The sequence below is a fragment of the Erythrobacter litoralis genome (genome assembly GCF_001719165.1).
Taxonomy (GTDB): domain Bacteria; phylum Pseudomonadota; class Alphaproteobacteria; order Sphingomonadales; family Sphingomonadaceae; genus Erythrobacter; species Erythrobacter litoralis.
The window spans coordinates 2,591,330-2,616,648 of sequence record NZ_CP017057.1 but is presented as its reverse complement, the minus strand read 5'-3'; the positions used below and the strand labels follow the sequence as shown (position 1 = coordinate 2,616,648).

Annotated in this window: 28 protein-coding genes, 1 tRNA gene and 1 other RNA gene; 14 read left to right on the top strand and 16 right to left on the bottom strand. The window is 65.2% G+C overall.

The window, feature by feature from the left end; translation table 11 throughout:
* Nucleotides 1-57: 57 nt before the first annotated feature.
* From Ga0102493_RS12520 to Ga0102493_RS12500, 5 genes are read right to left on the bottom strand one after another with little or no spacing between them, the layout of a single operon-like run.
* On the bottom strand, nt 58-873 hold the full coding sequence (locus Ga0102493_RS12520; protein WP_069297542.1) for a hypothetical protein: 816 nt from the start codon (nt 871-873) through the stop codon (nt 58-60).
* Complete coding sequence (locus Ga0102493_RS12515) at nt 870-1,349, bottom strand: DUF2721 domain-containing protein (protein ID WP_051697900.1); 480 nt, start codon at nt 1,347-1,349, stop codon at nt 870-872. Before Ga0102493_RS12515 ends, Ga0102493_RS12520 begins: the two co-directional genes overlap by 4 nt.
* On the bottom strand, nt 1,346-2,746 hold the full coding sequence (der, locus tag Ga0102493_RS12510; RefSeq protein ID WP_034903255.1) for a ribosome biogenesis GTPase Der: 1,401 nt from the start codon (nt 2,744-2,746) through the stop codon (nt 1,346-1,348). Before der ends, Ga0102493_RS12515 begins: the two co-directional genes overlap by 4 nt.
* Before the next feature lie 59 nt (nt 2,747-2,805).
* Nucleotides 2,806-3,117, bottom strand: a complete 312-nt coding sequence (locus tag Ga0102493_RS12505) for a DUF3297 family protein (protein ID WP_034903258.1) — start codon at nt 3,115-3,117, stop codon at nt 2,806-2,808.
* A 54-nt stretch (nt 3,118-3,171) separates the two neighbouring features.
* Nucleotides 3,172-3,417 carry a hypothetical protein gene (locus Ga0102493_RS12500; protein ID WP_069297541.1) on the bottom strand — a complete coding sequence of 82 codons (246 nt, stop codon included), beginning with the start codon at nt 3,415-3,417 and terminating at the stop codon, nt 3,172-3,174.
* Nucleotides 3,418-4,042: 625 nt separating this feature from the next.
* Here Ga0102493_RS12500 and Ga0102493_RS12495 point away from each other — a divergent pair.
* Both Ga0102493_RS12495 and tig read left to right on the top strand, forming a co-directional pair.
* A tRNA-Leu gene (locus tag Ga0102493_RS12495) sits at nt 4,043-4,127 on the top strand.
* Between the two features lie 58 nt (nt 4,128-4,185).
* Complete coding sequence (gene tig / locus Ga0102493_RS12490) at nt 4,186-5,805, top strand: trigger factor (protein ID WP_034903263.1); 1,620 nt, start codon at nt 4,186-4,188, stop codon at nt 5,803-5,805.
* 13 nt (nt 5,806-5,818) lie between these two features.
* Here tig and Ga0102493_RS12485 read toward each other — a convergent pair whose 3' ends face one another.
* A complete protein-coding gene (locus tag Ga0102493_RS12485) occupies nt 5,819-7,330 on the bottom strand; it encodes an amidase (RefSeq protein WP_034903684.1) in 1,512 nt (503 codons plus the stop codon).
* Nucleotides 7,331-7,474: 144 nt separating this feature from the next.
* Here Ga0102493_RS12485 and Ga0102493_RS12480 point away from each other — a divergent pair, with 144 nt between their 5' ends.
* The 4 genes from Ga0102493_RS12480 to Ga0102493_RS12465 all read left to right on the top strand — a co-directional run bounded on the left by Ga0102493_RS12480 (nt 7,475) and on the right by Ga0102493_RS12465 (nt 10,750).
* Nucleotides 7,475-8,179 carry an ATP-dependent Clp protease proteolytic subunit gene (locus Ga0102493_RS12480; RefSeq protein ID WP_034903265.1) on the top strand — a complete coding sequence of 235 codons (705 nt, stop codon included), beginning with the start codon at nt 7,475-7,477 and terminating at the stop codon, nt 8,177-8,179.
* Nucleotides 8,180-8,441: 262 nt separating this feature from the next.
* Nucleotides 8,442-9,704, top strand: coding sequence for an ATP-dependent Clp protease ATP-binding subunit ClpX (gene clpX, locus Ga0102493_RS12475; RefSeq protein ID WP_034903267.1), 1,263 nt, complete (start codon nt 8,442-8,444; stop codon nt 9,702-9,704).
* A gap of 1 nt (nt 9,705) precedes the next feature.
* Nucleotides 9,706-10,050 (top strand): hypothetical protein, encoded by a 345-nt coding sequence (locus Ga0102493_RS12470; protein WP_034903270.1) that lies wholly within the window; start codon nt 9,706-9,708, stop codon nt 10,048-10,050.
* A 10-nt stretch (nt 10,051-10,060) separates the two neighbouring features.
* Complete coding sequence (locus tag Ga0102493_RS12465) at nt 10,061-10,750, top strand: aspartate/glutamate racemase family protein (protein WP_034903273.1); 690 nt, start codon at nt 10,061-10,063, stop codon at nt 10,748-10,750.
* A gap of 530 nt (nt 10,751-11,280) precedes the next feature.
* On the opposite strand, the gene Ga0102493_RS12460 is transcribed toward Ga0102493_RS12465, so the two are convergent.
* The 7 genes from Ga0102493_RS12460 to Ga0102493_RS12430 form a co-directional block, all read right to left on the bottom strand.
* On the bottom strand, nt 11,281-11,844 hold the full coding sequence (locus tag Ga0102493_RS12460) for a fasciclin domain-containing protein (protein ID WP_034903276.1): 564 nt from the start codon (nt 11,842-11,844) through the stop codon (nt 11,281-11,283).
* A 157-nt stretch (nt 11,845-12,001) separates the two neighbouring features.
* On the bottom strand, nt 12,002-12,802 hold the full coding sequence (locus tag Ga0102493_RS12455; RefSeq protein WP_051697902.1) for an anti-sigma factor: 801 nt from the start codon (nt 12,800-12,802) through the stop codon (nt 12,002-12,004).
* A complete protein-coding gene (locus Ga0102493_RS12450) occupies nt 12,799-13,407 on the bottom strand; it encodes a sigma-70 family RNA polymerase sigma factor (RefSeq protein ID WP_034903279.1) in 609 nt (202 codons plus the stop codon). Before Ga0102493_RS12450 ends, Ga0102493_RS12455 begins: the two co-directional genes overlap by 4 nt.
* A complete protein-coding gene (locus Ga0102493_RS12445) occupies nt 13,407-14,366 on the bottom strand; it encodes a cation diffusion facilitator family transporter (protein ID WP_034903690.1) in 960 nt (319 codons plus the stop codon). Before Ga0102493_RS12445 ends, Ga0102493_RS12450 begins: the two co-directional genes overlap by 1 nt.
* 5 nt (nt 14,367-14,371) lie before the next feature.
* Entirely contained in the window at nt 14,372-15,043 is a 672-nt protein-coding gene (mtgA, locus tag Ga0102493_RS12440; protein ID WP_034903282.1) for a monofunctional biosynthetic peptidoglycan transglycosylase, read from the bottom strand.
* Nucleotides 15,044-15,139: 96 nt separating this feature from the next.
* A complete protein-coding gene (gene rpoH / locus Ga0102493_RS12435) occupies nt 15,140-16,045 on the bottom strand; it encodes an RNA polymerase sigma factor RpoH (RefSeq protein ID WP_081845621.1) in 906 nt (301 codons plus the stop codon).
* A 113-nt stretch (nt 16,046-16,158) separates the two neighbouring features.
* A complete protein-coding gene (locus Ga0102493_RS12430; RefSeq protein ID WP_034903285.1) occupies nt 16,159-17,124 on the bottom strand; it encodes an RluA family pseudouridine synthase in 966 nt (321 codons plus the stop codon).
* Nucleotides 17,125-17,129: 5 nt separating this feature from the next.
* Here Ga0102493_RS12430 and Ga0102493_RS12425 point away from each other — a divergent pair, with 5 nt between their 5' ends.
* The 5 genes from Ga0102493_RS12425 to Ga0102493_RS12405 all read left to right on the top strand — a co-directional run bounded on the left by Ga0102493_RS12425 (nt 17,130) and on the right by Ga0102493_RS12405 (nt 20,260).
* Complete coding sequence (locus tag Ga0102493_RS12425; RefSeq protein ID WP_034903289.1) at nt 17,130-17,525, top strand: M67 family metallopeptidase; 396 nt, start codon at nt 17,130-17,132, stop codon at nt 17,523-17,525.
* Nucleotides 17,526-17,535: 10 nt separating this feature from the next.
* The gene (locus tag Ga0102493_RS12420; protein ID WP_034903292.1) at nt 17,536-18,189 is read left to right on the top strand and encodes a histidine phosphotransferase family protein; all 654 of its coding nucleotides are present in this window, start codon (nt 17,536-17,538) and stop codon (nt 18,187-18,189) included.
* Complete coding sequence (locus Ga0102493_RS12415) at nt 18,186-18,941, top strand: N-acetylmuramoyl-L-alanine amidase (protein ID WP_081845622.1); 756 nt, start codon at nt 18,186-18,188, stop codon at nt 18,939-18,941. Before Ga0102493_RS12420 ends, Ga0102493_RS12415 begins: the two co-directional genes overlap by 4 nt.
* A gap of 59 nt (nt 18,942-19,000) precedes the next feature.
* An RNA gene (gene rnpB / locus Ga0102493_RS12410) (RNase P RNA component class A) lies at nt 19,001-19,422 on the top strand.
* A gap of 49 nt (nt 19,423-19,471) precedes the next feature.
* On the top strand, nt 19,472-20,260 hold the full coding sequence (locus Ga0102493_RS12405) for a hypothetical protein (RefSeq protein ID WP_034903694.1): 789 nt from the start codon (nt 19,472-19,474) through the stop codon (nt 20,258-20,260).
* 11 nt (nt 20,261-20,271) lie between these two features.
* Here Ga0102493_RS12405 and Ga0102493_RS12400 read toward each other — a convergent pair whose 3' ends face one another.
* Together Ga0102493_RS12400 and Ga0102493_RS12395 are read right to left on the bottom strand one after the other, a co-directional pair.
* Complete coding sequence (locus Ga0102493_RS12400) at nt 20,272-21,582, bottom strand: UDP-glucose dehydrogenase family protein (RefSeq protein WP_034903298.1); 1,311 nt, start codon at nt 21,580-21,582, stop codon at nt 20,272-20,274.
* A gap of 75 nt (nt 21,583-21,657) precedes the next feature.
* The gene (locus Ga0102493_RS12395; RefSeq protein WP_034903301.1) at nt 21,658-22,464 is read right to left on the bottom strand and encodes a metallophosphoesterase family protein; all 807 of its coding nucleotides are present in this window, start codon (nt 22,462-22,464) and stop codon (nt 21,658-21,660) included.
* A gap of 467 nt (nt 22,465-22,931) precedes the next feature.
* Between Ga0102493_RS12395 and Ga0102493_RS12390 the strand changes: the two genes are divergently transcribed.
* Entirely contained in the window at nt 22,932-23,756 is an 825-nt protein-coding gene (locus tag Ga0102493_RS12390) for a TorF family putative porin (protein ID WP_051697904.1), read from the top strand.
* A gap of 5 nt (nt 23,757-23,761) precedes the next feature.
* On the opposite strand, the gene Ga0102493_RS12385 is transcribed toward Ga0102493_RS12390, so the two are convergent.
* The gene (locus Ga0102493_RS12385; RefSeq protein ID WP_034903303.1) at nt 23,762-24,496 is read right to left on the bottom strand and encodes an SIMPL domain-containing protein; all 735 of its coding nucleotides are present in this window, start codon (nt 24,494-24,496) and stop codon (nt 23,762-23,764) included.
* 101 nt (nt 24,497-24,597) lie between these two features.
* Between Ga0102493_RS12385 and Ga0102493_RS12380 the strand changes: the two genes are divergently transcribed.
* Both Ga0102493_RS12380 and Ga0102493_RS12375 read left to right on the top strand, forming a co-directional pair.
* Nucleotides 24,598-25,035 (top strand): VOC family protein, encoded by a 438-nt coding sequence (locus Ga0102493_RS12380; RefSeq protein WP_034903306.1) that lies wholly within the window; start codon nt 24,598-24,600, stop codon nt 25,033-25,035.
* A 90-nt stretch (nt 25,036-25,125) separates the two neighbouring features.
* The gene (locus tag Ga0102493_RS12375) at nt 25,126-25,317 is read left to right on the top strand and encodes a DUF3008 family protein (RefSeq protein ID WP_034903309.1); all 192 of its coding nucleotides are present in this window, start codon (nt 25,126-25,128) and stop codon (nt 25,315-25,317) included.
* Nucleotides 25,318-25,319: the final 2 nt, after the last annotated feature.

The window sequence follows — 25,319 nt, the reverse complement described above, 5'->3', positions numbered from 1 at the left end:
GATGCGAAACCGGCGGGCGGGGCAGCGATGCTCCGCCCGTCTCGCGTTCGCATCGGCCTATTGCCCGGTCGGGACGACCAAGCCTCCGGGCGTTTCGCTCAGGAAGGCATCGATCTCGCTCGCGGGCATTGGCACGAGCGGCGTTGTCTCCGCGTCGAGCAGAGCGAGCCGCGTCCCGTCCGGCCGATAGGTGCGGGTGATATAGGTGCCATCGTCCCGCTTTTTGTAGACGTTGCAGGCCTCCTCTCTCGCCAGCTGGTCGATAAGCGCGAAGTAGGTCGCAATCTCGATGGCGGTCTGTTCCCTCCATGAAGCGACCGGGCGATCGCTGTGCAGCGTCACCCCGATATAGCCTGAATAGCAGAGCGCATTGCCTCGGCGTTCGCGCTGATGGGCGGTTTCCAGCCAGATACCGGGGGCCGCGCCGAGAAAGACGCGTTCCTCGACGAGGCCGACCGGTTCGGGACGAAGCGCGTAGCTTTCGAAGCGCGCAAGGTCGGGCCGGCTGCGCGCGAACAGGTCGACCGCGCTCAGCACCTCGGTATCGGTATCGCGCAGAAGGAAGGCACCGGGACCCCCCTCCATTGCGGCCAGATCGGCGAGGATGTCGATGCCGGCGTCCTCCCAGCCTTCCTCCATCTCGCCCGGCTGCATGATCTCCTTGACGAGCGGTTCGAGCGCAGCCGCGATTCCCTCATCGGCGCTGAAGAGGGTGAAGAACTGGATCACCTGGTCGGGGGTTGGGTCGCTCCCGAACGGGCTCGCGGTTTCGGGCGCGGCAGGCTCCTGCGCTGCCACGCTCGCGGCCAGGGGTAACCCGGCGGGCATCAGGACCGCCAAGACAACGGCCAGCGATGGGATGAACGCGTTCACTCGGCCTTGCCGTATCCGCGCGCCGCGAGGCGGGTTTCGTGGAGAAAATGGGCGAGGCCGGTCACCAGCAGCAGCATGGTCAGCACCCACAGGAACGCGATCAGGCTGCCGATCTGAGCGGTGATATAGGCCGAGACGAACACGAGGCCGATCACGAGGCTGATATTGACCGCCGCCGCCGTCGCGAAGCTAATCGCCCGCTGCGCCGCGCGCCTTCGCCGGCCGAGCCAGGCAAGTTCGCGCACGGCGCGCTCGGAACGCGCTTCGGCGTCGCTCTCCTCGAGCCGCTCGATCCTTCCCGCGATCCAAATCATCCGGGTCATGATGACATTCATGATCGCCCCGATCGCGCCGAGCAGGAAAGCCGGGGCTAGGCTCTGCTGCACCACTGCCTGCACACGCGGGGTCGAGGCAGTGCGCTCGAGAAGGTCGAAGGCGAAGGGCTGGGCGGCTGCGAGAAGGTCGAACGTGCTCACCGGTCCTTCCCGCCGTATGGATTTTTCGGACTGCGCAGGTTCACCCGCACCGGAACCGCTTCGAAACCCAGATTGTCGCGGATCGAATTGACTAGATACCGCTCGTAGCTCTTGGGCAGGGCATCAAGCCGCGTGCCGAACACGACGAAGCGCGGCGGGCGCGTTCCGGCCTGCGTGATATAGCGCAGCTTGATCCGCTTGCCGCCGGGCGCTGGCGGAGGATTGGCTGAGAGCGCATCGTCGAACCAACGATTCAATGCCGCGGTCGGCACGCGCTTGGACCAGCTGTCGCGTAGATCGAATGCCGCCCCGATCATGGCGTCTAGCCCCTTGCCGGTCTTCGCACTGACCGCGAGTAGCGGCAGGCCGCGCACCTGCGCAAGGCCATCGTCGAGCGCATGGCGCACGCCGTTGAACAGATGACTGGCATCCTCGGCCACGTCCCACTTGTTGATCGCGACCATCAGCGCGCGGCCTTCCTCTAGCACGGCGGAGGCGATCTTGAGGTCCTGATGTTCGAGGCCCTGCGTCGCGTCGAGCAGGAGGATCACGACTTCGGCGAAATCGACCGCGCGGCGGGCATCCGCGACCGAGAGCTTTTCCAGCTTCTCGGTGACGTTGCGTTTCTTGCGCATCCCGGCCGTGTCGATCAGCCGGACCTGCCGGACGTCGCCCGTCTTCGGATCGGTCCAGCCCCAGTCGATCGCGATCGAATCGCGCGTGATCCCGGCTTCGGGCCCGGTCAGCAGGCGGTCCTCGCCCAGCAGGCGGTTTATGAGAGTCGATTTGCCGGCGTTGGGCCGTCCGACGATAGCGAGCTTGAGTGGGCCGAGCGGGGCCTCCTCGTAGTCTTCCTCAAGCTCCTGGGGTTCGTCCGCCGCCTCGGCCTTGGCGCCGATTATCGGCCACAGCCCGCCGAACAGGTCCGCGATCCCCTCTCCGTGTTCGGCCGACAGGGCGACCGGTTCGCCAAGGCCCAGCGAATAGGATTCAAGCGCACCCGCCTCTCCGGCGGCGCCTTCGGCCTTGTTGGCGACGAGGACGATCGGCACGTCGTGTTCGCGCAGGTAACGTGCGATCTCGGTGTCGAGCGGGGTCAGGCCCGCGCGCGCGTCGATCACGAACAGCGCCGCGTCCGCGCCTTCGAGGCTCGCTTCGGTCTGCTTGCGCATGCGCCCGGGCAGCGAGAGTTCGTCCTCGTCCTCCCAACCGGCCGTATCGACGATGGTGAAGCGCAGGCCCGCGATTTCGGCATCGCCCATGCGCCGGTCTCGGGTCACCCCCGGCTGGTCGTCGACAAGGGCGAGCCTTTTGCCCACCAGCCGGTTGAACAGGGTGGACTTGCCGACATTGGGTCGGCCGATGATGATGACTTGCGGTTTTTCCGGCTTTTCCATGGCTGCGGCCTCAAGTGGCCGCTCGGCCCGGGAATGGCAAGGTGCGTCGGTGTGCGGGGTCAGCCGTCCTTCTTCGCAACCGGCGGGTCTTCGCCAAGATCCTCGAACCATGCCTCGACCGGGCCGGAGAGCTTGATCGTGAGCGGATTGCCCTTGCGGTCGACCGTCTTGCCCGCCTGCACCCGGACCCAGCCTTCGGAGATCGAATATTCCTCGATGTCGGTGCGCACGCGGTCCTTGAACCGGATGCCCACGCCGCGCTGAAGCACTTCGGCATTGAAGTGCGGGCTGCTGGGATGGACCGAGAGGTGGTCGGGCGGAACGTCGCGCCCGGGCGCGGTTTCGGCGGGTTGAGGGGTTTCGTCTGTCATGTCAGCGCCGCCCGTAATCGCGCATGGGCGCGCTGACAATATGCAATGCTGCGTTCAATCGGGAGGGAAGAGGGTTTCCGGGCGCATCGAATCGAGTTCTTCCTCGCCCGCTCCTTCCTGGTCCTCGCGCCTGCGCTGGCGTTTCTCGAATTCCTCGCGCGCCTCCTCGTCCGTGCCCTTGCTTTTTTCCTGCTCCTTGGCATCGGCGTCAGAGCGGATCACGGGCGGCGTACCCTCCGGCGTCTTCGGCGTGTCATAGTCGCGGGCGGTCTTCGGATCGGGACGGCTTTCATCGGCCATGACGGCATTCTCCTTTGCCAAATCAAGCGAGCCGCGCTGGCGATTGTTCCACGCGAGGCGCCCTATCCGCGGCAAACCGGACGAGACCAGGCGACCCCGTGCCGCAATGCCGCGCGCGGCACGAGCGGGATGGCCTAATCCTTAGCCTGGTCGGAAACATGGTCGGCCAGCGTCGCCGAATAGACTGGGCTGCCGGCCCCGCATTCGGCGAACCTGTCGCTGAAGTCGAACTGCGAACCCCGGGGCTGTCATTGCCATCGAGCTTGCACACCATGCACTGACGGGCAGCGCCAATCCGTTCCGACAAGCCTGAACCGGTGGGGGAGAGTTCCCCGATTGCGTCGATCACTTCCTGTTTCAACGGTGTCCCCTGCTTTGCTTGAGGCTGCGAAGACCGGGACCCGTCCAATAACCGGCGCAACTCTCAGGCGTTAGAGCGGGATTTTGGTCAAAAGGGAAAACCGGATAATCCTAACGTGTCTTTACCGAGGGGTTTCCCGATGCAGTCCGGCAGCTCCCCGACCCTTCGGATCCTCAAAGCTTGCCCTTTCGACCGGCAAGATATAGAGGCGCGCTGATACGCGCGGGGGACCGGACGGTTTCCCGCGCGGCTTCGTTCAGGCTCGCGGGCGTGGCGGAACTGGTAGACGCGCCAGGTTTAGGTCCTGGTATCGCAAGATGTGGGGGTTCGAGTCCCTTCGCCCGCACCAGTTCGCCCCGCGCCCGCCGCATTCACGTTTTGCTCTAGAAGGCTTCGATACCGACCCCATGCAGACCAAGCAGACCACCAATGAAGGCCTCAAGCGCGGCTATGTGATCACGATCCCCGCCGCCGACATCGCGGCCAAGATCGACGCCGAGATCAAGAAGATCGCGCCGCAGGTGCGCATGCCCGGCTTTCGCCCGGGCAAGGTCCCGGCCAATCTCGTCAAGAAGATGCATGGCGAACAGCTCCACGCGCAGGTCGTCAACGACACGATCCGCGATTCGGTAGACGAGCTGATCCGCTCGGAGGAACTGCGCCCGGCGATGCAGCCTGCCATCTCGCTCGGCGAGGATTATGACGAGGGCAAGGACGCCGAGGTCACGGTCGAACTCGAAGTGCTGCCCTTGATCGAGCCGCCGAAGACCGATGGGCTCAAGCTCGAAAAGCTGGTCGTGCCGGTGACGGACGAACAGGTGATGGAAGCGATCGAGGGCATTGCTGGCCAGAACAAGAGCTACAAGGACGCCGCCAAGACGAAGAAGGCGGCCGAGGGCGACCAGGTCGTGATCGATTTCGTCGGCAAGCTGGATGGCGAACCCTTTGAAGGCGGCGCTGCCGAGGATGCGCCTCTGGTGCTCGGGTCGGGCACGTTCATCCCCGGTTTCGAGGAACAGCTGGTCGGCGTGAAGACGGGCCAGGAAAAGACGATCACCGTTACCTTCCCGGAGGAATACCAGGCCGAGCATCTCGCCGGCAAGGAAGTGACCTTCGACATCACCGTGAAGGCCGTAAAGGTCGAGAGCGAGACCAAGGTCGACGAAGATTTCGCCAAGAACCTGGGTCTCGACAGCTTGGACAAGCTCAAGGAACTGATGCGCGGCCAGCTCGAACAGCAGACCGCCGGGCTCACCCGCACCCAGATGAAGCGTGCGCTGCTCGACCAGCTTGCCGCGGGCCACGATTTCCCCGTGCCGCAGGGCATGGTCGAAGCCGAGTTCGAGCAGATTTGGGCCCAGCTCCAGCAGGAAGCGGCGAAGGAGGACGATCCCGAGGCCGCTCTGAAGCAGATCGAGGAAGAGAAGGACGACTACAAGGCGATCGCCGAACGCCGCGTGCGGCTCGGCCTGCTGCTGTCCGAGATCGGCCAGGCGAATGGTGTCGAGATCACCAGCCAGGAAATGTCGATGCTGATCCAGCAGGCCGCCTCGCAGTATCGTGAGGAGGACCGCGAGCGCTTCGTCCAGTACATCCAGCAGGAGCCGATGGCCGCTGCCCAGCTGCGCGCGCCGCTTTATGAGGACAAGGTCGTCGACTTCCTGTTCGACAAGGCCGAAGTGACCGAGCGCGAAGTCACACAGGACGAACTGCAGGCCGCCATCGAGGCGGATGAGGACGTCGAGGCGGAAAAGGAAAAGGCCAAGGCCGAGCCGAAGAAGAAGGCTCCGGCGAAGAAGGCGGCTCCCAAGAAGGCTGCGGCGACGAAGAAGGCAGCCGACGCGGGCGAGGAAAAGAAGCCTGCGGCCAAGAAGACTCCCGCCAAGAAGGCCCCCGCCAAGAAAGCTGAAGCCGAGGGCGAGGGCGAAAAGCCTGCCGCCAAGAAGGCAGCGCCCAAGAAGGCCGCCGCCGCCAAGAAGCCGGCGGCCAAGAAGGCTCCGGCTAAGAAGACCGCTTCGAAGGACTGACCTTGGCGGCCGGTTAGTCGGCCGACCAGCGTTTGAATGAGGGCGCGGGCAGCACTGCTGTCCGCGCTCTTTCATATGCGGCGCCCGTTTTGAGAACCTCGTGATCGGCCCATTTCGGCCCGATGAAGCTGATCCCGACCGGGAGCCGTTCTACCGCCCCCATCGGCACGGTGAGATGCGGATAGCCCGCGATCGCCGCCGGGCTGCCGAAACCGATCGAGCCGCCGAAATTATCGCCGTTGACGAGGTCGCTCGTCCAGGCCGGACCGCGCGTGGGGGCGATGAGTACCGCCACATCATGCTCCGCCAAGAGCTTGTCGAGCGTTTCCGGCCCGGCGATCCGAAGGGCATTCGCGCGCGCTTTCTCATAGGCTTCGCGATCGGTGGTCGCTTCGGCTTCGAGGAAGATGTCCTGCCCGAACCAGCGCATTTCGCTCCCGGCATTGGACCTGTTGAAGGCGATCAGATCGGCAAGACTGCGGGGCGTCCGTCCGCTTTCGAATTGCGGGATCGAGGCGAGATAGCGGCTCATCTCCTCGCGCAGTTCGAATTTCAGCACGGTGAAGCTGTCGCGATACATCTGCGGGTCGGGTTCGAATTCGATATCGACCAGCACTGCGCCCGCCGCTTCCATGTCGGCAAGCGCACGCTCGAACACCTCGCGTACATCGGCGCGGCTGCCGAGTTGCTGCCGCATCACTCCGATCCGCACGCTTTCCAGCGAATGGTCGATAAGACCATCGGTGTAATCGTAGGTTCGCACCGCATCCAAAGTCACCGGATCGGCCGGGTCCTCGCCCGCAATGGCCGAAAGCAGCAGCGCTGCGTCGTGGACGGTGCGCGTCATCGGCCCGGCCGTGTCCTGCGTCGAGGAGATCGGCACAACATGGGTTCGGCTGACGAGGCCGACGCTCGGCTTGAAGCCGACAATGCCGTTGACGCTGGCCGGGCAGGTGATCGAGCCATTGGTTTCGGTCCCGATTGCGCCCCAGGCCATGCCCGCCGCCACCGCCGCGCCGCTACCCGAGGACGAGCCGCAGGCGTTACGGTCGATGGCGTGAGGATTGCGGGTGAGCCCGCCCACCGCGCTCCACCCGCTGGTCGAGAAATCCGAGCGGATGTTCGCCCATTCGGACAGGTTGGTCTTGCCCAGCACGACACCGCCATTGCGGCGCAGGTTTGCGATCAGCGGCGCATCGCGGCGAGTGAAATTCTCCGCCAGCGCGAGGCTGCCGGCGGTGGTCGGCCATTCCTCGGTCTCGATATTGTCCTTCACCAGGACACTGCGGCCTTTCAGGAGGCCGACCCCGACCTGATCGCGCGCCTTGAATCCGGCCGTGTGCGAATAGGCGATTACCGCATTGATGCCTTCGGGGCCGTCATCATACTGCCTGATCCGCTCCACACGCGCGCCGATATCGCCGAGCGCGTCGAAATCGGGGGTGGGGCCGCGCTGGGCCAAAGACATCGGAGCGACGGCAAAAGCGCAGAGCGCGGCGAGCGAAAACAGGGTCCTGGAGCGCATGGATCCATGGATTGCCCGGATCGCGTGTGCGGGCAAGACCATTTCGGACACGAAGTTTCGGAAGGGCGCGTGGTCAAACCCCTTGAAATTGCCCCCCACACTCCGACATAGCGAGGCCGGAACAAAGGGAAGGACTTCACGACGATGATCGATCTGCTCGGCGACAAGGGCGAAACCTTCGGCACTCAGGGCCAATTCACGCGCGATCCGCTGACCGGTGCGCTCGTGCCCGTCGTGGTGGAGCAGACCAGCCGGGGCGAACGCAGCTTCGACATCTTCTCGCGCCTGCTGCGCGAGCGAATCGTCTTCGTTACCGGTCAGGTGGAAGACGGGATGGCCTCGCTCATCACCGCCCAGCTGCTGTTCCTCGAAAGCGAGAACCCCTCGAAGCCGATCAGCATGTACATCAACTCGCCCGGCGGGGTGGTGACGGCCGGCATGGCGATCCACGACACAATGCAGTACATCAAGCCGCGGGTCTCGACCGTGTGCATGGGTCAGGCCGCCTCGATGGGCAGTTTCCTGCTGGCGGCGGGCGAACCGGGCATGCGGATCGCGCTTCCCAATGCGCGGATCATGGTCCACCAGCCGTCGGGGGGCGCGCGCGGCATGGCCTCCGACATCGAGATTCAGGCGCGCGAGATATTGCGCATCAAGGCGCGGATGAACGACCTCTATGTCAAGTATACGGGGCAGAGCCTCGACGAGATCGAGAGGGCGATGGATCGCGACACTTTCCTCGAAGCCGAGGAAGCGCAGAAGTTCGGGATTGTAGACAAGGTCTTCGAAACCCGCCCCGAATCCGAGGAAGAGGGCGACGCGGAAGGCTCGGGCGGCGCTCCGGAATAAGCCGGAGTCGCTCCCTCACTCCGCGTCGCGGCGCGACGACAGGCGCCGCAGGGCGGGGACATGAACGAAAGGGCGGAGACGCGTTCCGCCCTGGCACGCACAGGCGGACGCCATGCCATTGGTGCGGCTCCGTGCGGATTAACTCCACCTGTGTGGATGCAAAATCATCGCCGCATGTGTTGATTCATGCGCGCGGACAGATACACTCGGCGAATCCTCACGCAAAGAACCGCTTTCGCGTGCGGCGCCCAGGACGACAGGAATGACCAAATTGAGCGGATCTGACAGCAAGAGCACCCTCTATTGCAGCTTCTGCGGCAAGTCGCAGCACGAAGTTCGCAAGCTCATCGCCGGCCCCACCGTGTTCATCTGCGACGAATGCGTGGAGCTGTGCAACGACATCATCCGCGAGGAGACCAAGGCCGGGATCGCCGGAAAGAAGGAAGGCGAGGTCCCAACCCCGAAGGAAATCTTCGAGACGCTGAACGATTACGTGATCGGCCAGAACAGCGCCAAGCGGAACCTCGCGGTCGCGGTGCACAACCATTACAAGCGGCTCAAGCACTCCGGAAAGGCGGGCGAGGTCGAACTTGCCAAGTCGAACATCCTGCTTGTCGGGCCGACCGGGACCGGCAAGACTTTGCTCGCCCAGACGCTGGCGCGTACCTTCGACGTGCCGTTCACCATGGCCGATGCGACCACTCTGACCGAGGCCGGTTACGTGGGCGAGGACGTGGAGAACATCATCCTCAAGCTGCTTCAGGCGTCCGACTACAACGTCGAAAAGGCGCAGCACGGCATTGTCTATATCGACGAGATCGACAAGATCACCCGCAAGGCCGAAAACCCCTCGATCACCCGCGACGTGTCGGGCGAAGGCGTGCAGCAGGCCCTCCTCAAACTGATGGAAGGCACCACCGCTTCCGTTCCGCCGCAGGGCGGGCGCAAGCATCCGCAGCAGGAATTCCTCCAGGTCGACACGACCAACATCCTGTTCATCTGCGGCGGCGCCTTTGCGGGTCTGGACAAGATCATCGCCGATCGCCTGCAGAAGCGTTCGATCGGCTTCGGCGCGCACGTCGCCGATCCGGACAAGCGCAAGGTCGGGGAGCTCCTTGAAAAGAGCGAGCCCGAGGATCTTCTCAAGTTCGGCCTGATCCCCGAGTTCGTCGGCCGCCTGCCGGTGATCGCGACCCTTCACGACCTCGACGTCGATGCGCTGGTGACGATCCTGACCGAGCCGAAGAACGCCATCGTCAAGCAGTACAGCAAGCTGTTCGAGCTCGAGGACGTCGACCTCACCTTCACCGACGACGCGCTCAAGGAAATCGCTGAACGCGCAATCAAGCGGAAGACGGGTGCGCGCGGTCTGCGCTCGATCGTCGAAGCGATCCTGCTCGACACGATGTTCGACCTGCCCGACATGGATGGCGTGTCCGAGGTCGTGATCGACGCCGAGGTCGTGAAGGGCGAAAAGGCCCCGATCCTCGTTCACGAGAGCGAGAAGAAGGAAGCGGCTGCTTAAGATGGAGGCGGGGCTGCCGATTGCCACGGCGGCGCCGTTCTCTTTGGCAAGCTGGGGCGTGGCGCTCGCCGCTGATCGCGAGTCCCGCCACCACGACCGCCTTCCCGGCCTGTTCAGCCTGACGGGACGCCCCGTCCGGCTCGACCCGCGCCCGCTCGCGCTGTTCCTCCCACCGATGTTGTTGATGTTCATCGCCGGTGCTGCCATCGCCATCGCCCTCCTTGTCGAGGGCGAGGCAGCGAGCGGAGAACCCACCATCGTCGTCGTCGGAACCGGGATCGCCATGTTCATAAGCGAGATTTTCGCGCTGCGGCTTACCCGGCGCTGGGATCGCTCGCTGCGCTGACCGCCGCCTGATGCGCACCATCGGCATGATCGGCGGGATGAGCTGGGAAAGCTCCGCGCAATATTATGCTCTCATCAACCGCGCCGTCCGCGACCGCCTCGGCTCACCCCATTCGGCGCGCATCGTCATGGAGAGCATGGATTTCGGCGAGGTGGAACCGCTGCAGAGGCCAGGTGACTGGGACGCACTCGGTGAGATGTTGGCCGCAAGCGCACGCCGGCTCGAAGCGGCAGGGGCCGATTTCCTCATCCTTGCCACCAACACCATGCACAAGCTTGCCGATCGGATCGAGGCGGCGACGCGGCTCGACCTGCTGCATATCTGCGACCCAACGGCCGAAGCGATCCGCGCGGCAGGGTGCGACCGGATCGCGCTAATCGGCACCGCCTTCACGATGGAGCAGGCGTTCTATCGCGAGCGGCTCGAAGCTGCGGGGCTTACGATCATTGTGCCAGAGGCCGAGGATCGCGCCGAAATCCACCGCGTCATCTACGAGGAACTGGTGGCAGGGCTTTTCCTCGAAAGCTCGCGCGCAGCCTATCGCGCGGCGATCGAACGGCTCGCCTCACGCGGGGCCGAGGGCGTGGTGCTCGGCTGCACCGAAATCGCGCTGCTGATCGGCCCCGCAGACAGCGCGCGCCCTTTGTTCGACACCGCCGCGCTGCACGCCGAAGCCGCGGCACGCAGGGCCCTAGGCTGACTACAGCACAAAGACGACGCAAAAAAACAACCCCGCCCGGGCCGTTCAGGCCGGACGGGGCTGCATTCGGCGCCGCCCTCAGGGGGGGGAGGGGGGGGGAACAGGACGACGCCTTTGGTCCGTTCCGTTTCTGCTTTCCGGCTCACCAGTGGAGGCGTGCCGCCTGTCCGTTCGTCAGACGACCGCGTCGGCGATCAGGTAGACTGTGCCGACGGTCGCGGCGTTGAAGAATGTCTTGACGGTCAGGGGCAGCAAGATCGCAATGGTCCTTTGTATGGGTTGGCAGGCGGCCTAACGCCACCCTTTCCCTATCAATGCATGGGCCCCTGCAAGGGTTCAGACCTGCTTAGGCGCCCTGCCGCGCTCTTCCCACCACTCGGCGCGGTTCGGGGTTCCGGATGCGGCCACGGGCGCGGCTGCGAAACGAAAAGGCCCCGCCCGGCCTGGAGGAAAAGCCGGACGGGGCGCGGTCCGCGTCGCCCCGGGTGGGAGGTAAGGGTGAGGCGACGCAAGCCTTTCGGGTCGGTCGATCAGCCGGGCAGGAAAACGCCGTCGGTGACATGGACCACGCCGTTCGAGGCCTCGACATTGGCCTTGACGACCTTGGTCTGGCGTCCGCGCGCGTCGGTGATGACGATGTTGTCGCCCATCGGCATGGCGGTGAGCGTGCCGCCCTGGACGGTCTCGATCGTGGCCGAGCCGCCGCTTTGGCGGATAAGGTTCATGAGATCGGCGCTGGTAACTTTCCCCGCCACCGCGTGATAGGTCAGTACTGCCTGCAGCGCACCCTTGTTTTCGGGCTTGAGCAGCGTTTCGACCGTGCCGTCCGGCAGCGCGGCAAACGCATCGTCCACCGGTGCGAAGACGGTGATCGGGCCGGGACCGGATAGGGTCTCGGCAAGCTCGGCGGCGACTACGGCCTGCACTAGCGTATCGTGCATGCCGGTGCTCTTGGCGATGTCGACGATCGTGCCGGCTTCCTTTTCCATGTGATGGTCGGCTGCGGCCGGGACGGCAGTCACGGCGGCGAGGCCGGTGGCCGAGGCGACGGCCGCAAAAGCGGCGGCTTTGATCGTGCTGGGGATATGGCGCATGTGAAACTCTCCTTGTTTGCGCAAGCCCTCCCGATCTTGCGCGGAATTTACGCATCGGGGGGCGGACCGGATGCGGCCAGCGGAGAATTCGTCGGGAAAATCGGGGATTTGCGCGATGCCGTGTGTCTCATTCGCGCCCGGCCGTGCCGGGAACGGATCAAACTTCGGTGAAGGAGCCCTGGGCGACAACAGGTCCTGCGTCCATGCCTTCGGGCTTGCCGCCGATCGGTTCGCGGGTGAGCACCAGCCCCGCTCCTTCGGCGAGGTTGCGACCGATGGTTTCAGGCAGTTTCATGCTGCGGATCTCGCCCGGGGCCACGACGCCCAGAGATTGCAGGTCGCCTCCGTCCGGAGGGGCGAGCCACAATTCGTGGTCATGCACGCCGTCGGCCGAAAGTCCGATCGCGGCGATGACCATGCGCTCGCTTTCGGGGATGTAGGTCACGTCGAGCCGCAGGCCGGTGTCGCCGATCGGCACGGTCGCGACCAACGGATCGGCCTCGGCAAGGGCGGGAGCTTGCTCTGGCGCAACAGGGCCGGGTGCGGGCGCATTATCGGGAGAGAACACGAGCAGTGCGAGCGCAACCGCCGCGGCGAGCGAGGTCAGCCCGGCCGTCCATTGCCAGCGGCGCACGCGGTCCTGCAATTCGACGACATTCGCCGCCGAAGCTCCGCCACCCGCGAGCTCGGCCTCGGCCTTGACGGCCTTTAGAGCGGTCACCCGAGCCTCGATCCGCTGCCATACCTCGCTCGACGGCATGGCGGCGGGCACCTCGTCGAGCAGCGGGGCGAGACGTTCCTCCCATTGCCGGACGGCGGCGGCGAAATCGGGATCGCTCGCCATGCGACCGCGCGCGGTGAGCAGCGCTTCGCCTTCGAGCAGGCCGAGCGCATATTCCGCAGCAAGCACCGGCTCGCCTCCGGGGGCACTGCCGCGCATGGTTTCCCCGGCGCTCATTCGCTCTTCTCCAGACATTCGCGCAGGCGGATGAGGCCGCGCCGTATCCAGCTCTTCATGGTGCCCAGCGGCACGCCGGAGCGATCTGCCAGTTCGGCATAGGTGAACCCGTCGAAAAAGGCCGCGCGGATCTGCGTTGCCGCGTTCTCGTCGAGCGTTTCGAGGCAGGAATGGACTCTCGCCGCGCGTTCCGCATCGATGAGAAGATCGTCGGCAAGCGGGGTCTCGTCGGGAAGCGGTGCCGCCTCCTCCACGGGTACGGCCCCGCCGCGCACCTTGCCCGTGCGCAGCCGGTCCACCGCGCGGTTGCGCGCGAAGGTGGCCAGCCACGATATCGGGCTCGCGCGGGTCGGGTCATAGCGGTCGGCCCGCTGCCACAGATTGACATAGACGTCCTGCAAGGCGTCCTCGGCTTCCTTTCTGTCGCCCAAGATACGCAGGCATATCCCGTATAGCTTCACCCGTGTCGCAGCGTAAATCTCCTCGAGCGCCGCGCTGTCACCATCGGCGAGGCGGACCATCGCCGCGCGCAGATTTTCGCGCGCGATCGCGGCCTCGTCGGGCGGGAGGTCCGCCTCGTCTTGCGAAGGCACGCGCCGCGCCATCAGCAGGGGTGCTCGCAGGCGGCGCTTTCGTCGCGCTCTACCTGGATGGTCGAATGGCCGATGCCGAAGCGATCCCTGAGCGAACGGGCGGCCTCGCGCAGGAAGCTGTCCGAGCCTTGCTGGCGCGGCATGACGAGATGGGCGGTGAGCGCGGTTTCGGTGGTGGACATCGGCCAGACATGCAGGTCGTGCACCGCTTCCACCCCGTCGAGCGCGCGCAGATGGGCGCGCACTTCATCGACATCGATATTCGCGGGCGCGGCATTGAGGCCAAGCTTCACGCTGTCGCGCGCGAGCCCCCAGGTTCCCCATGCGATCACCGCGAGGATGGCGAGGCTGGTGAGCGGATCGATCCACCAGAACCCCGTAAAGAGGATCGCGAGCCCCGCGATTACCACTCCCAAAGAGACGAGCGCATCGGCCGCCATGTGAAGATAAGCCCCTTTGATGTTCAGGTCCTCCTGACCGCGCATGAACAGCAAGGCAGTCAACGTGTTGATCGCAACTCCGATCCCGGCGACGATCGCCATGACCATGCCCTGCGGCTCGGAAGGTTCGAACAGGCGGTGGGCGGTCTCGATAAGGATCGCCCCGATCGCGATGGCGAGCAGCAGCGCGTTGGCGATCGCGGCGAGGATCGTGGAGCTCTTGAAGCCATAGGTAAAGCGGCCCTGCGGCGGGCGCTTCGCCGCCTCGGCGGCGGCCCAGGCAAGCAGCAGGGCGAGCACATCCGACAGGTTGTGCCCCGCGTCCGCGATGAGCGCCATGGAATCGTAGAGCCATCCGGCCGCCGCTTCGACCACGACGAACACCGTGTTGAGTGCGACGCCGATCGCGAAGGCGGCGCCGAAATCCTTCGGCGCGTGGGCGTGCGGATGCCCGTGCCCGTGCCCGTGCCCGTGCGAATGCGCATGACCGGCCTGGCCGTGCGAATAGTCATGTGAGTGTGCGAGACCCATCACGCTCATTCATAGACGCAGGCGGCGAGCCCGTCACGCTTCACGATCACGATACGCCGCTCGATCGAATTGCCATGCCGGGCGAGCCAGCCGCCGGGATTGCGGACCTCGCGCTTTTTCGGACTGGGAAGCGCTGCGGCCATCCGGCTGGCCTCGTCCGGGGTCAGGCGGGCGGCGGAATGGCCGAAATAGCGCTGCGCCCCGGCCTCCGCGCCGTATGTGCCGATCCCGGTCTCGGCGACGTTGAGGTAGACCTCCATGATACGCGCCTTGCCCCATACAAGCTCGATCCAGAAGGTGAACCACGCCTCGAACGCTTTCCTGAACCAGCCGCCGCCCTGCCACAGGAAGACGTTCTTCGCGGTCTGCTGGCTGATCGTGGAGGCCCCGCGCACGCGCCCCGTTTCCTCGCGTTCCGCCAGCGCCTGCTCGATCGCTTCCGTGTCGAAGCCCGAATGTTCGCAGAACTTGGAATCCTCCGCCGCGATCACGGCGTGGACGAGGTTTGGGTCGATGTTGGCGAGGGTTTCCCAGTCCTTCGTGATGCCGTGTTCATCCATCACCATGGTCGCGGTGACGGGCACCGGGATCCACTTGAAGGCGAGCACCAGCAGCAGCGTGAGCGCGATGAAGCCGGCGATGATCTTCGCGACCAGACGCGCTAGGGTTAGAGCCATGACGAGGCAATAGTGCGGCCCGCACCGCTTTCAAAGACAAAACCCTCCCCGGCGCGAACCGGGGAGGGCCATTGTGTTTCGGCGTCCGACGAACGCTTACGCGACGCCTGGAAGCAGGCGCTCTCCCGCGATCCGTTGCATCGCCTTCTGCAGCTTTTCGAAGGCGCGCACCTCGATCTGGCGGATGCGTTCGCGGCTGACATCGTAGACTTGGCTGAGTTCCTCGAGCGTCTGCGGCTTTTCCGTCAGGCGCCGTTCGGTGAGGATGTGCTTCTCACGCTCGTTCAGCGATTCCATCGCCTCGATGAGCATCTCGTGACGCACGTCGGCTTCCTCGGCGTCGGCGACGAGTTCGTCCTGCAACGGGCCGTCATCGGTCAGCCAGTCCTGCCATTCGCCCGAGCCTTCCTCACCATTCCTCATCGGCGTGTTGAGCGAGCCGTCGCCGCCCATCATCATCCGGCGGTTCATGTTCACGACTTCCTGCTCGGGAACGCCAAGATCGGTTGCGATCTTCTTCACGTCCTCGGGGCTGAGATCGGTGTCCTCATAGGCTTCGAGCTGCTTCTTCATCCGGCGAAGGTTGAAAAACAGCTTCTTCTGCGCCGCGGTCGTGCCCATTTTCACGAGCGACCAGCTGCGCAGGATGAATTCCTGGATGGACGCCTTGATCCACCACATTGCGTAGGTCGCGAGGCGGAAGCCGCGATCGGGTTCGAATTTCTTGACGCCCTGCATCAGCCCAACGTTTCCTTCGGAAATGAGGTCGGAGACGGGCAGGCCGTAGCCGCGATAGCCCATCGCGATCTTCGCCACGAGCCTCAGGTGGCTCGAGACCAGTTGCGCGGCGGCTTCGGGATCCTCATGTTCCTGGTAACGCTTGGCCAGCATATATTCCTGCTCGGCCGTGAGAACAGGATACTTCTTGATCTCGGACAGGTAGCGGTTGAGGCTCTGCTCTCCGCTGAGCGCCGGGACCGACTGGGTCTTGGTAGTGCTCACGTTTGACGGACCTTTCTGTTGTCGACCGCTTTTGCCGGACCCCTGATGGGCATCCGGCCGATTGGGTCACGAGGGCAGGTTATACACGAAGAATGCGCAATTGTGTGCGCTTTTCATCGATCAAAACGATCCAATTCGTCGATCAGTTCCTGCATGTCGGGCGGCAAATCGCTCCTAAACTGGACGTTTTTGCGCAAGACCGGGTGCATGAAACCCAACTCCGCCGCGTGCAGCGCCTGGCGGGCGAAACCAAGCCGGGCGAGCAGGGGTCTTAGCGGTCTGGGAGTGCTCCCGTAGAGTGGATCTCCCAATAGCGCATGGCCGATTGACGCACAGTGAACGCGCACCTGGTGGGTGCGTCCGGTTTCGAGCCGGCATTCGACGAGCGCCGCGTGCCCCAGCCCTTCGAGTGTCTGGTAGTGCGTCACCGCATGCTTGCCGCGCGTCGATTTCGGATCGAGCGCCGCCATCTTCTTGCGATTCGCGTCGGAACGCCCGATCCGCCCCTCGATCGTCCCCGCCGCAGGGCGCGGATGTCCGGCGGTGACGGCGAGATAGCGGCGATGCACCGAATGCTGGGCGAATTGCGCGGCAAGACCTTCGTGCGCCGCGTCGGTCTTAGCAACGACGAGAAGCCCGGAGGTGTCCTTGTCGATCCGGTGGACGATGCCGGGGCGCGCGACCCCGCCGATCCCTGACAGGCTCCCGCTGCAATGGTGTAGCAGCGCATTGACGAGCGTACCGTCTGCATTTCCGGCGGCTGGGTGGACCACCATGCCGGCGGGCTTGTCGACGACGATCAGATGATCGTCCTCGTATGCGATGACGAGCGGGATCGCCTGCGGGCATGCCTCTGCCTCGGCGGCAGGGGGCAGGGCGATGCGAAACGGCGTTCCGGCGGCGACCTTGGCCGAGGCGCCGGTCGCCGTCGCGTCGCCGATTTCGACCGCACCTTCGCCGATCAGCGCCTGCACCCGCGCGCGCGAAAGCCCGCTCGCCTCGGCAAGGGCCTTGTCGAGCCGGGCGGGAGCGGCAATCGTGCCGGTGATGATTTCGCGCTTCGACACGGCTAGGGCCATGCGCCATGGGACTTGAGGTGACAAGAGAGGCGGCGGACGCGATGCTGGCAGCGGCGCGTGCGGCGCATCCGAACGAGGCCTGCGGGATCCTGCTTGGTGCTGGCGAGCGGATCGAGGCATTCTCGCAGACGGCCAATGTCCATGATCGGCCCGCGCGCCGGTTCGAAATCGACCCGCAGGCGCTGATCGACGCACATCGCACCGCACGCAGCGGCGGTCCGCAGATCGTGGGCTATTTCCATTCGCACCCCGTAGGCCCTGCCGAACCCTCTTCGACCGACCGCGCCGAGGCGGCATCCGACGGCCGGGTGTGGGCGATCTGCGGTGAGGGAGAACTCGCTTTCTTCCGCGCGGTGGAAGGCGGTTTCGAGACGCTTTCCAGCACGATAATCGATGGCTAAGGTCGCGCCTATGATTTCGCAGACCGATCTTGCCTCTCTCCTGTGTTCGCGCCTTTGCCACGACCTGCTCTCGCCGGTCGGAGCGCTGTCCAACGGGCTCGAACTGCTTGCCGACGAAAACGACCCGGAAATGCGTGAACGCTGCGTCGAGCTGCTCGAGGCGAGCGCGAAGATAAGCACGGACAAGCTGAAGTTCTTCCGCCTCGCCTTCGGGGCGGCAGGCGGGTTCGGCGACAGCGTCCCGATCGAGGAGGCGCAGCAGGTGATCGGCGCGCTTGCGGGCGATGCCAAGAAGATCGAGGTCAACTGGGCGATGGCCGAGAACACTCTTCCCAAGCCCGCGATCAAGGTCCTGCTCAACCTGGCCCAGATCGCTCTCGATGCGCTGGTGCGCGGCGGGCGGCTGGATATCGGGGCCGAGCGGCTCGAGGGCAATGTCGAGATCGTGGCGCGCGCGACGGGGCCGCGGATCGCCTTCGACGAGACGATCGGACGCGCTTTGCAGGGCGAACTCGGCGCGGGCGAACTCACCAGCCGGACGGCGGCCGCGCACATGATCGCGGTGCTCGCCGAGGAACTCGGCGGGGGCCTGCAATACCGCCTTGCGGACGATGCCCTGGTGCTGGGTGCGGTGATTCCCGAGCCCGAGGGAATGATCGGATGAGCGCCGCTCCACCAGCCCCGCGCGGCAGCCTTCCCGAAGGCATGCGCGAAGGGGAACTGGTCCATGCGGTCGTACCGTCTCCCAATTTCGGCAAACGCCAGCTGCCCATCACTATGGTCGTGCTGCACTATACCGAGATGCAGCCGGTCGAACAGGCGCTGGGCAAGCTCATCAATCCCGAAAGCGAAGTCTCGGCGCATTACCTCATCAGCGAGACCGGGACCGTGACCCAGCTCGTGGCGGAAGCCAGGCGGGCCTGGCATGCGGGCGTTTCGTGCTGGCGCGGGATCACCGACGTCAATTCGGCGAGCATCGGGATCGAGCTCGATCATCCCGGTCATGCAGGGGGGTACCGCGAATTCAGCGAAGCGCAGATCAATTCGCTCGTCCCGCTGCTGGCGGCTATCATCGAGGACTACGACATCCCGCGAGCCAATGTGGTCGGCCATTCCGATGTCGCGCCCGCGCGCAAGCTCGACCCGGGCGAGCTGTTCCCGTGGGACCGGCTGGCGGAATATGGACTTTGCCTGCCGAAGCCGGAAAAGCTCGAGCTCGGCGACCCGTTCCAGAATGACGGGGCCTTCATGCTCGCGCTCGAGCGGTTCGGCTACGACATCACCGATGCGACCGCGGCGGTCGAAGCGTTCCAGCGGCGCTGGCGGCCCGAGATCATCGACGGGGCGATCGACGGGCAGGTGGGGGCGATCCTGTTCCAGCTTCTGCTCGACCGCGACCGCGGCCTGACCCGATAAGGGCCTCCGAAGCGCCAAGGCCCTACCGCCCCGCGCATTTTCCGCCTATATGAGCCTTGTCAGGGGGCCAGGCAGCCGCGTACCGCGAGGTGCGAGGAAAGTCCGGGCTCCACGAAACGAGGGTGGCGGGTAACGCCCGCCGGGTGTCGGTCTTCGGGTCGGCATTCAGGGAAAGTGCCACAGAGAGTATACCGCCGATGGCGCCTAAAGCGCACAGGCAAGGGTGAAAGGGTGCGGCAAGAGCGCACCGGGGCTCCGGCAACGGCGTCCGCATGGCAAACCCCACCCGGAGCAAGGCCAAATAGGGGCCTCGTGTCCCGGATCGATCCGGGACAGGGGTGTTTCGCCCCGAGAGGCCCGGGTTGGCTGCTAGAGCCGTCCGGCAACGGGCGGCCCAGATGAATGGCTGCCACCACGCGGCAGGTTCCCTTGCGGAATACCGCGCGCGGCACAGAACCCGGCTTATCGGCCCCCTGATATTTTGCTTTTTCGTGCTGTCGTTCCGGTGCGCGATGCGCCATCGTGCCGCCATGACAAGCCTTGCTCCCCCCACTCGCCCGCTCGTCCAGCGCATTGCCGTGATCCTCGCGGTGGTGGTGCAGATCGGGGCAACCTTTCTGCCCGATCTGGGCTTTGGCGAACAGATCGGTGATCGTTCGGACAGCGTGCGCACGCTGATCACGCCATCGGGCTGGGCCTTCGCGATCTGGGGGCCGCTTTTCCTCGGCAGCGCGGTCTTCGCGATCTGGCAGGCGCTGCCCGCGCAGCGCGACAATGCCCTGCTGGCGCGGATCGCCTGGCCGGCCGCAATTGCGCTCGCCGCACAGGGCGTATGGGCGACCTACACCCAGTTTGCCAATCTCACCTTCGTATCTGCGGCGATCATCCTCGTTTCGCTTGCCGGGCTGCTTGCCTGCCTGCGCGCGCTTGCACTGGCGAAGACGCTGTCGGCGGGCGAGCGCTGGTTCGCAGGCCTCGTGCTGAGCGCGCTCGCAGCGTGGCTGACGGCCGCGAGCATCGTCAACATCTCGGCGAGCCTTGTCTATCACGGCGTCGGGGGCGGCTTCGCCAATCCGCTCGCAGCGGCAGTCATGGTCGGCATCGGGGGGCTGGTCGCCGCATTGGCGACCGCACGCAGCAAGGGCAATCCGTGGTACGCGCTGGTGTTCTGCTGGGCGCTGTCGGCGATCTATTTCCGCGGCGGGCAGCAGGCCGAGATCATCGCCATCGCCTGCATGGCAAGCGGCGCGCTCGTCCTGGCGGTGACCCTTGCGAGCCTAGCGCGGCCCGGCAACCGGCGCCACTGGCTCGGTCTGTAGACCGTGGGCAGCTAGAGGCGCCCGACGCTGGTATAGGCAAACCCTGCGGCACGCACATCCTCGGGATGGTAGATGTTGCGCAGGTCGACCAGAACCGGCGCATTCGCTAGTTCTCTTACCCGCTTGAGGTCGAGCGCGCGAAAGGCATCCCATTCGGTTACGATCACGGTCGCATCCGCCCCGGTGATCGCCTCATAGGGATCGGCGCACATCGTCACCTCGGGCATCAGCGGGCGGGCAAGTTCCATGCCTTCGGGATCGAAGGCGGCAAGCTCGACCCCGGCATCGCTCAGCGTCTGGGCAATCGCGATCGAGGGCGAATCGCGCATGTCGTCCGTGTTCGGTTTGAACGTCAGGCCAAGCAGCGCGACCTTCCTTCCACGAGCGGCTTCGGCCCCGCCGAGCGCCTCGAGCACCTTGCGGCCCATCGCCCGCTTGCGGCTGTCATTGGTCTTGACCACGGCCTCGACGATGCGGGTCGGGCTGTCATAATCCTCTGCCGTCTTGAGCAGCGCAAGCGTGTCCTTGGGAAAGCACGATCCGCCATAGCCGGGCCCGGCGTGGAGGAATTTCGGCCCGATACGATTGTCCATCCCTATCCCGCGCGCGACATCCTGTACGTTGGCGCCGACCTTCTCGCACAGGTCCGCCATTTCGTTGATGAAGGTGATCTTGGTCGCGAGGAAGGCGTTGGCGGCGTACTTGATCAGTTCGCTGGTGCGGCGGCTGGTGAAAAGGATCGGCGATTCGTTGAGGAAGAGCGGGCGATAGACCTCGCGCATGATGTCGCGGCCGAAATCGTCCTCCGCCCCGATCACGATGCGGTCGGGGCGCTTGAAATCGCCGATCGCCGCGCCTTCGCGCAGGAATTCGGGATTGGAGACGACGCTGAAACGGTGCGAAGTGCCCGTCTCGCCGATGATCCGCTCGACTTCGTCACCGGTTCCGACCGGCACGGTCGACTTGGTCACGATGACGGCATCACCCGACAGGTTCTCGCCCACTTCGCGCGCGACCGCATGAACGAAGGTCAGGTCGGCGTGGCCGTCGCCCCTGCGGCTCGGCGTGCCGACGGCGATGAAGATGGCACTTGCGTCGGCAATCGCTTCGGCCAAGCTGGTCGTGAAGGAGAGCCTTCCGGCGCGCACGTTGTTTTCGACCAGCGCGTCGAGCCCGGGCTCGTAGATCGGCATGATCCCGTCATGCAGGCGGTCGATCTTGCTCTGGTCCTTGTCGATGCACACGACATCGTGTCCGAAATCGGCAAAACAGGCGCCCGACACGAGGCCGACATAGCCCGAACCCACCATCGCGATTTTCATCGAATTCGTTCCCCTCGGCGAGACTGCGGCGCCCGCGTGTCGTCCGTGCCCTGCGCTCGCGCCGTCTGCGCGCCGCTAACGTGCCCGGTCGCCGTGGAAGGTCTCGATCGGCCCGTCATCCTGCTGGCAGGCCTGCATGATTCGCTTCTGGTCGGCTTCGAGCACCAGCGCCGTAAGCACACCCGAGCGGAAAGCGCCAGTATCAATCCCGATCCGGTTGCCGCAATCCATGACCCGGTCGAAAATCGTGTGCCCGTGCACCACGACCTTCTCGAGCGGGCCGTCGTGATCGAGGAAGCGATCGCGGATCCAGAGCAGGTCGCTGCGATTCTGCGCCTCAAGCGGCTTGCCGGGGTCGACCCCGGCATGGACGAAGACATAATCGCCCGCGACGATCATTTCCTCGAAGGAGGCGATATATTCCCGCTCCTCCGGCGGAACGAGGCGGGGCAGCATCGCGAACAATTCATCGAGTTCGAGCGTGTTGAAGCGCTTGCGCGACAGGCCGTAGGACAGGATCGTTTCGCGTCCCCCATGCTTGAGGAAATGGCGCAGAATTTCCGGCTTTTCGAAGGCCTGGAGGAACATTTCCTCGTGATTGCCGGCAAGGACGCGGACATTGCGCCTGCTCTGCCATTCGCGCGTCGCTGCGATCACGCCGGCGCTGTCCGGTCCGCGATCGACAAGGTCGCCGAGCAGGATGATGCGCGCCTCGGCATCGCCGTCCCGCGAAATATCCGCCTCGATCGCGTCCATCATCGCCTCTAACAGGTCGAGCCGCCCGTGAATGTCGCCGATGACGTAATAACGCGTTCCCGCCGGAACGCGCGAGGCGGTGGGCGAGGGAGCGGATCGGAAAAGGTCCTTGAGCGCGTTCAGCATGGGTCCTGGCGGCAGATGGGATTTCGCGGAAAACGATTGCGGGAGGGCTGGGCAAGCGGACGCAAAAGCTCCCGCCCGGGTGCCCTGCCGGATGATATGGGCACAATCCCTGGGCGCTCGCCCCGTTTCGGGCTAGGGGGTAAAGCAGCCGGATCGGATCGTGTGGTCATGCACGGCCATTAGGCGGCATGCGGCTTAACGGCAACTGAGCAGGGCGTGCACTCGCCCGCACGGATCGCACAATTCGTCGCTGAGCAGGGTCTGCAAGGCCACGTTCTCTCTAAGCGCATGCTAAGGGTCCGTCGGGGCGAAGAGGATCGTGAAACAGGGGGATGGGCTTGAGGCGAGATTCCGGAAATCGGTCGATGAACCTGAAAGGCTGGGCGAGCGCGCCGGCGCGAGGCGGGGACTGCGCGGGGCGCCCGCCCGGCGCTGCGCAGCGGCTGGCTGCAGCTGCCCTCATTCCAATGGCTCTTGCTGCGGCGCCCGCCTTCGCCGCCCCTGCCGGCGAGGAACTTCCGCACGAGGGGCCGGACGCCCAGGACCCGGTTATCCCGATCAAGGCCCGCTCCGGCATCGGTGAGGGTCGCGAAGCAAACAATACGGCCAGCGCGATCTCGGGCCAGGGTTTCACCATTACCGCCAATGCGACACTGGCGAGCGAATACCGGTTTCGCGGCGTCGATCTTTCGGGCGGCGATCCGACGGTGCAGGGCGGGATCGACCTGTTCCACGATACCGGCTTTTACGCGGGCACCTTCGCGTCCACTCTCGATGACGAGACCACCGGCTATGGCGGGCTTGAACTCGATTTCTATGCCGGCTGGAGCGGCGATGTCGCGGAAGGGCTGAGCGCCAATCTGGGCGTGATCGCCTACACCTTTCCCGACGCGCCGGAGGGCGATTTCGACTATCTCGAACTCTACGGCTCGGTCGGTTTCACTCTGGGGCCGGCGCAGGCGACGGTCGGGGCAGCCTGGGACGTGGGCGAGGACGGGCTCCGGTTCGGCGGCCTCAGGCGCGACAACCTCTATGTCTACACCGACCTGTCGGCAGGGGTGCCGGGGACACCGGTGACGGTGAACGCGCATCTCGGCTACACCGACGGGGCGATCGATTTCGCGGGCGAGAGCGTGTCATTCGACTGGTCGCTCGGCGCGGACTGGGCGATCCGCGACACCCCGCTGGTCCTGGGGGTCGCCTATGTCGACGCGGCCGACGATGTCGCTCCGCCAGGCGCATTCAATCCGACTTCGGGCACGATCCTCGGCACGCTGACCGCCTATTTCTGAACCGCTCAGTCGAGCGTGAAGCTGACGGTCGTGACCACGCGGACCTTCTTGTAGGGGCTGTCAGACTGGCCCCAGCCGCCGCTCTCGCCGTCGCGCGCCTCGATCGAGAAATAGCCCTGCGTCGCGTCCTTGATCGAGCCGACCCTCGCGCCCGAGTCCTCGGCGAATTGCTGCGCGGCGGCGCGGGCGTCTCGGGTCGCTTCTGCGACCATTTCCGGCTTGATGTCGTTGAGGCGGGTGAAGGCATAGCTCATGCCCGAACCTTCCTCCAGGAACACCCCGCGCCCCACGAGATCGAATTGCCGCGCGACAGCCTTTTGCGCGCGGGCGATGTCGTCGGTCCGCAGTGCAAGGCGCTGGCGCACCGTGTAGGTGGTGATGCCGTCGTTGGTGTAGCTCGACACGTTCGCCCCGGTCGGCTGGAGCGCGTCTTCGGGAAAGCCGAGATCGGCGAAGAAGGTTTCGATCGCGTCGGTGTCCGAACGCGCCTTGGCCTGCGCGCTGGCGAGATTGGTGGAGGAGGCTGAATAGGAGATCGTCCAGGTCGCGAGATCGGCAGTCACGTCGCGCTCGGCCAGTCCGCGCACGGTGACCGAACGTTCCGCCTCTTTCGCGCGCAGCAACCCGTCGCCGAGCAGGTAGCCGCCTGCCATCATGCCGAACGCAGCGATCGCCGCCGTCCCGAACCACCGCCTGTTGGCCGAACCCGTCAGCCCGTTTCCGCCCGTCTCGTCGCACATCCTGTCCTCCCTGAGTATCTGCGACGAGTTGTGTAGGATCGTCGATGAACCGTTTTTGAATGAGTGATAGAGAGGAGCGGCAAAACCATCCGAGGAAGCCAATGACCAAATATCTCCATTCGATGATCCGCGTGACCGATCCCGATGCGACGGTTGCTTTCTTCAAGGTGATCGGGCTGGAGGAAGTGCGCCGCTTCGATGTCGAGCAGGGCCGCTTCACCCTGATTTTCCTCGCCGCGCCCGGGCAGGAGGGGCTGGCCGAGGTCGAACTGACCTGGAACTGGCCGCCCGAGGACGGGAGCGAGCCGGAAAGCTACGACGGCGGGCGCAATTTCGGCCATCTCGCCTACCGGGTCGAGAACATCTACGAGACTTGCCAGAAGCTGAAGGATGCGGGCCACACGATCCATCGCCCGCCGCGCGACGGCTACATGGCCTTCGTCAAATCGCCGGACGGCATTTCGGTCGAATTGCTGCAGGAAGGCCGGCTTGAACCGGCTGAGCCCTGGGCCAGCATGGAGAATGTCGGCAGCTGGTAACGGCCCCCCGCGCTCCCTCCGATCCGGAACCCCCGCTTTGGCCCGGTCGTTCGGGAAGCGGGGGAGCGGTAAAGCGAGAGGAGAGAAACCATGCCGGCACAATCAAAGGCACAGCAGAAGGCGGCGGGGGCGGCCCTGTCCGCGAAACGCGGCGAGACCAAGGTCTCCGACCTTCAGGGCGCGTCCAAGGAAATGTACGATTCCATGAGCGAGGACCAGCTCGAGGACTTCGCCGAGGGCAAGCGCAAGGGCAAGCCTGAGCATGTCGACGACAAGGATTGAAG

Excerpts from the sequence above, each read along its gene's own strand:
- der (WP_034903255.1), bottom strand. The coding sequence starts at position 2,746 with ATGGAAAAGCCGGAAAAACCGCAAGTCATCATCATCGGCCGACCCAAT.
- Ga0102493_RS12505 (WP_034903258.1), bottom strand. The coding sequence starts at position 3,117 with ATGACAGACGAAACCCCTCAACCCGCCGAAACCGCGCCCGGGCGCGAC.
- Ga0102493_RS12500 (WP_069297541.1), bottom strand. The coding sequence starts at position 3,417 with ATGGCCGATGAAAGCCGTCCCGATCCGAAGACCGCCCGCGACTATGAC.
- tig (WP_034903263.1), top strand. The coding sequence starts at position 4,186 with ATGCAGACCAAGCAGACCACCAATGAAGGCCTCAAGCGCGGCTATGTG.
- Ga0102493_RS12485 (WP_034903684.1), bottom strand. The coding sequence starts at position 7,330 with ATGCGCTCCAGGACCCTGTTTTCGCTCGCCGCGCTCTGCGCTTTTGCC.
- Ga0102493_RS12480 (WP_034903265.1), top strand. The coding sequence starts at position 7,475 with ATGATCGATCTGCTCGGCGACAAGGGCGAAACCTTCGGCACTCAGGGC.
- clpX (WP_034903267.1), top strand. The coding sequence starts at position 8,442 with ATGACCAAATTGAGCGGATCTGACAGCAAGAGCACCCTCTATTGCAGC.
- Ga0102493_RS12470 (WP_034903270.1), top strand. The coding sequence starts at position 9,706 with ATGGAGGCGGGGCTGCCGATTGCCACGGCGGCGCCGTTCTCTTTGGCA.
- Ga0102493_RS12465 (WP_034903273.1), top strand. The coding sequence starts at position 10,061 with ATGCGCACCATCGGCATGATCGGCGGGATGAGCTGGGAAAGCTCCGCG.
- Ga0102493_RS12460 (WP_034903276.1), bottom strand. The coding sequence starts at position 11,844 with ATGCGCCATATCCCCAGCACGATCAAAGCCGCCGCTTTTGCGGCCGTC.
- Ga0102493_RS12455 (WP_051697902.1), bottom strand. The coding sequence starts at position 12,802 with ATGAGCGCCGGGGAAACCATGCGCGGCAGTGCCCCCGGAGGCGAGCCG.
- Ga0102493_RS12450 (WP_034903279.1), bottom strand. The coding sequence starts at position 13,407 with ATGGCGCGGCGCGTGCCTTCGCAAGACGAGGCGGACCTCCCGCCCGAC.
- Ga0102493_RS12445 (WP_034903690.1), bottom strand. The coding sequence starts at position 14,366 with ATGGGTCTCGCACACTCACATGACTATTCGCACGGCCAGGCCGGTCAT.
- mtgA (WP_034903282.1), bottom strand. The coding sequence starts at position 15,043 with ATGGCTCTAACCCTAGCGCGTCTGGTCGCGAAGATCATCGCCGGCTTC.
- Ga0102493_RS12430 (WP_034903285.1), bottom strand. The coding sequence starts at position 17,124 with ATGGCCCTAGCCGTGTCGAAGCGCGAAATCATCACCGGCACGATTGCC.
- Ga0102493_RS12425 (WP_034903289.1), top strand. The coding sequence starts at position 17,130 with ATGGGACTTGAGGTGACAAGAGAGGCGGCGGACGCGATGCTGGCAGCG.
- Ga0102493_RS12420 (WP_034903292.1), top strand. The coding sequence starts at position 17,536 with ATGATTTCGCAGACCGATCTTGCCTCTCTCCTGTGTTCGCGCCTTTGC.
- Ga0102493_RS12415 (WP_081845622.1), top strand. The coding sequence starts at position 18,186 with ATGAGCGCCGCTCCACCAGCCCCGCGCGGCAGCCTTCCCGAAGGCATG.
- Ga0102493_RS12405 (WP_034903694.1), top strand. The coding sequence starts at position 19,472 with ATGACAAGCCTTGCTCCCCCCACTCGCCCGCTCGTCCAGCGCATTGCC.
- Ga0102493_RS12400 (WP_034903298.1), bottom strand. The coding sequence starts at position 21,582 with ATGAAAATCGCGATGGTGGGTTCGGGCTATGTCGGCCTCGTGTCGGGC.
- Ga0102493_RS12395 (WP_034903301.1), bottom strand. The coding sequence starts at position 22,464 with ATGCTGAACGCGCTCAAGGACCTTTTCCGATCCGCTCCCTCGCCCACC.
- Ga0102493_RS12390 (WP_051697904.1), top strand. The coding sequence starts at position 22,932 with ATGGCTCTTGCTGCGGCGCCCGCCTTCGCCGCCCCTGCCGGCGAGGAA.
- Ga0102493_RS12385 (WP_034903303.1), bottom strand. The coding sequence starts at position 24,496 with ATGTGCGACGAGACGGGCGGAAACGGGCTGACGGGTTCGGCCAACAGG.
- Ga0102493_RS12380 (WP_034903306.1), top strand. The coding sequence starts at position 24,598 with ATGACCAAATATCTCCATTCGATGATCCGCGTGACCGATCCCGATGCG.
- Ga0102493_RS12375 (WP_034903309.1), top strand. The coding sequence starts at position 25,126 with ATGCCGGCACAATCAAAGGCACAGCAGAAGGCGGCGGGGGCGGCCCTG.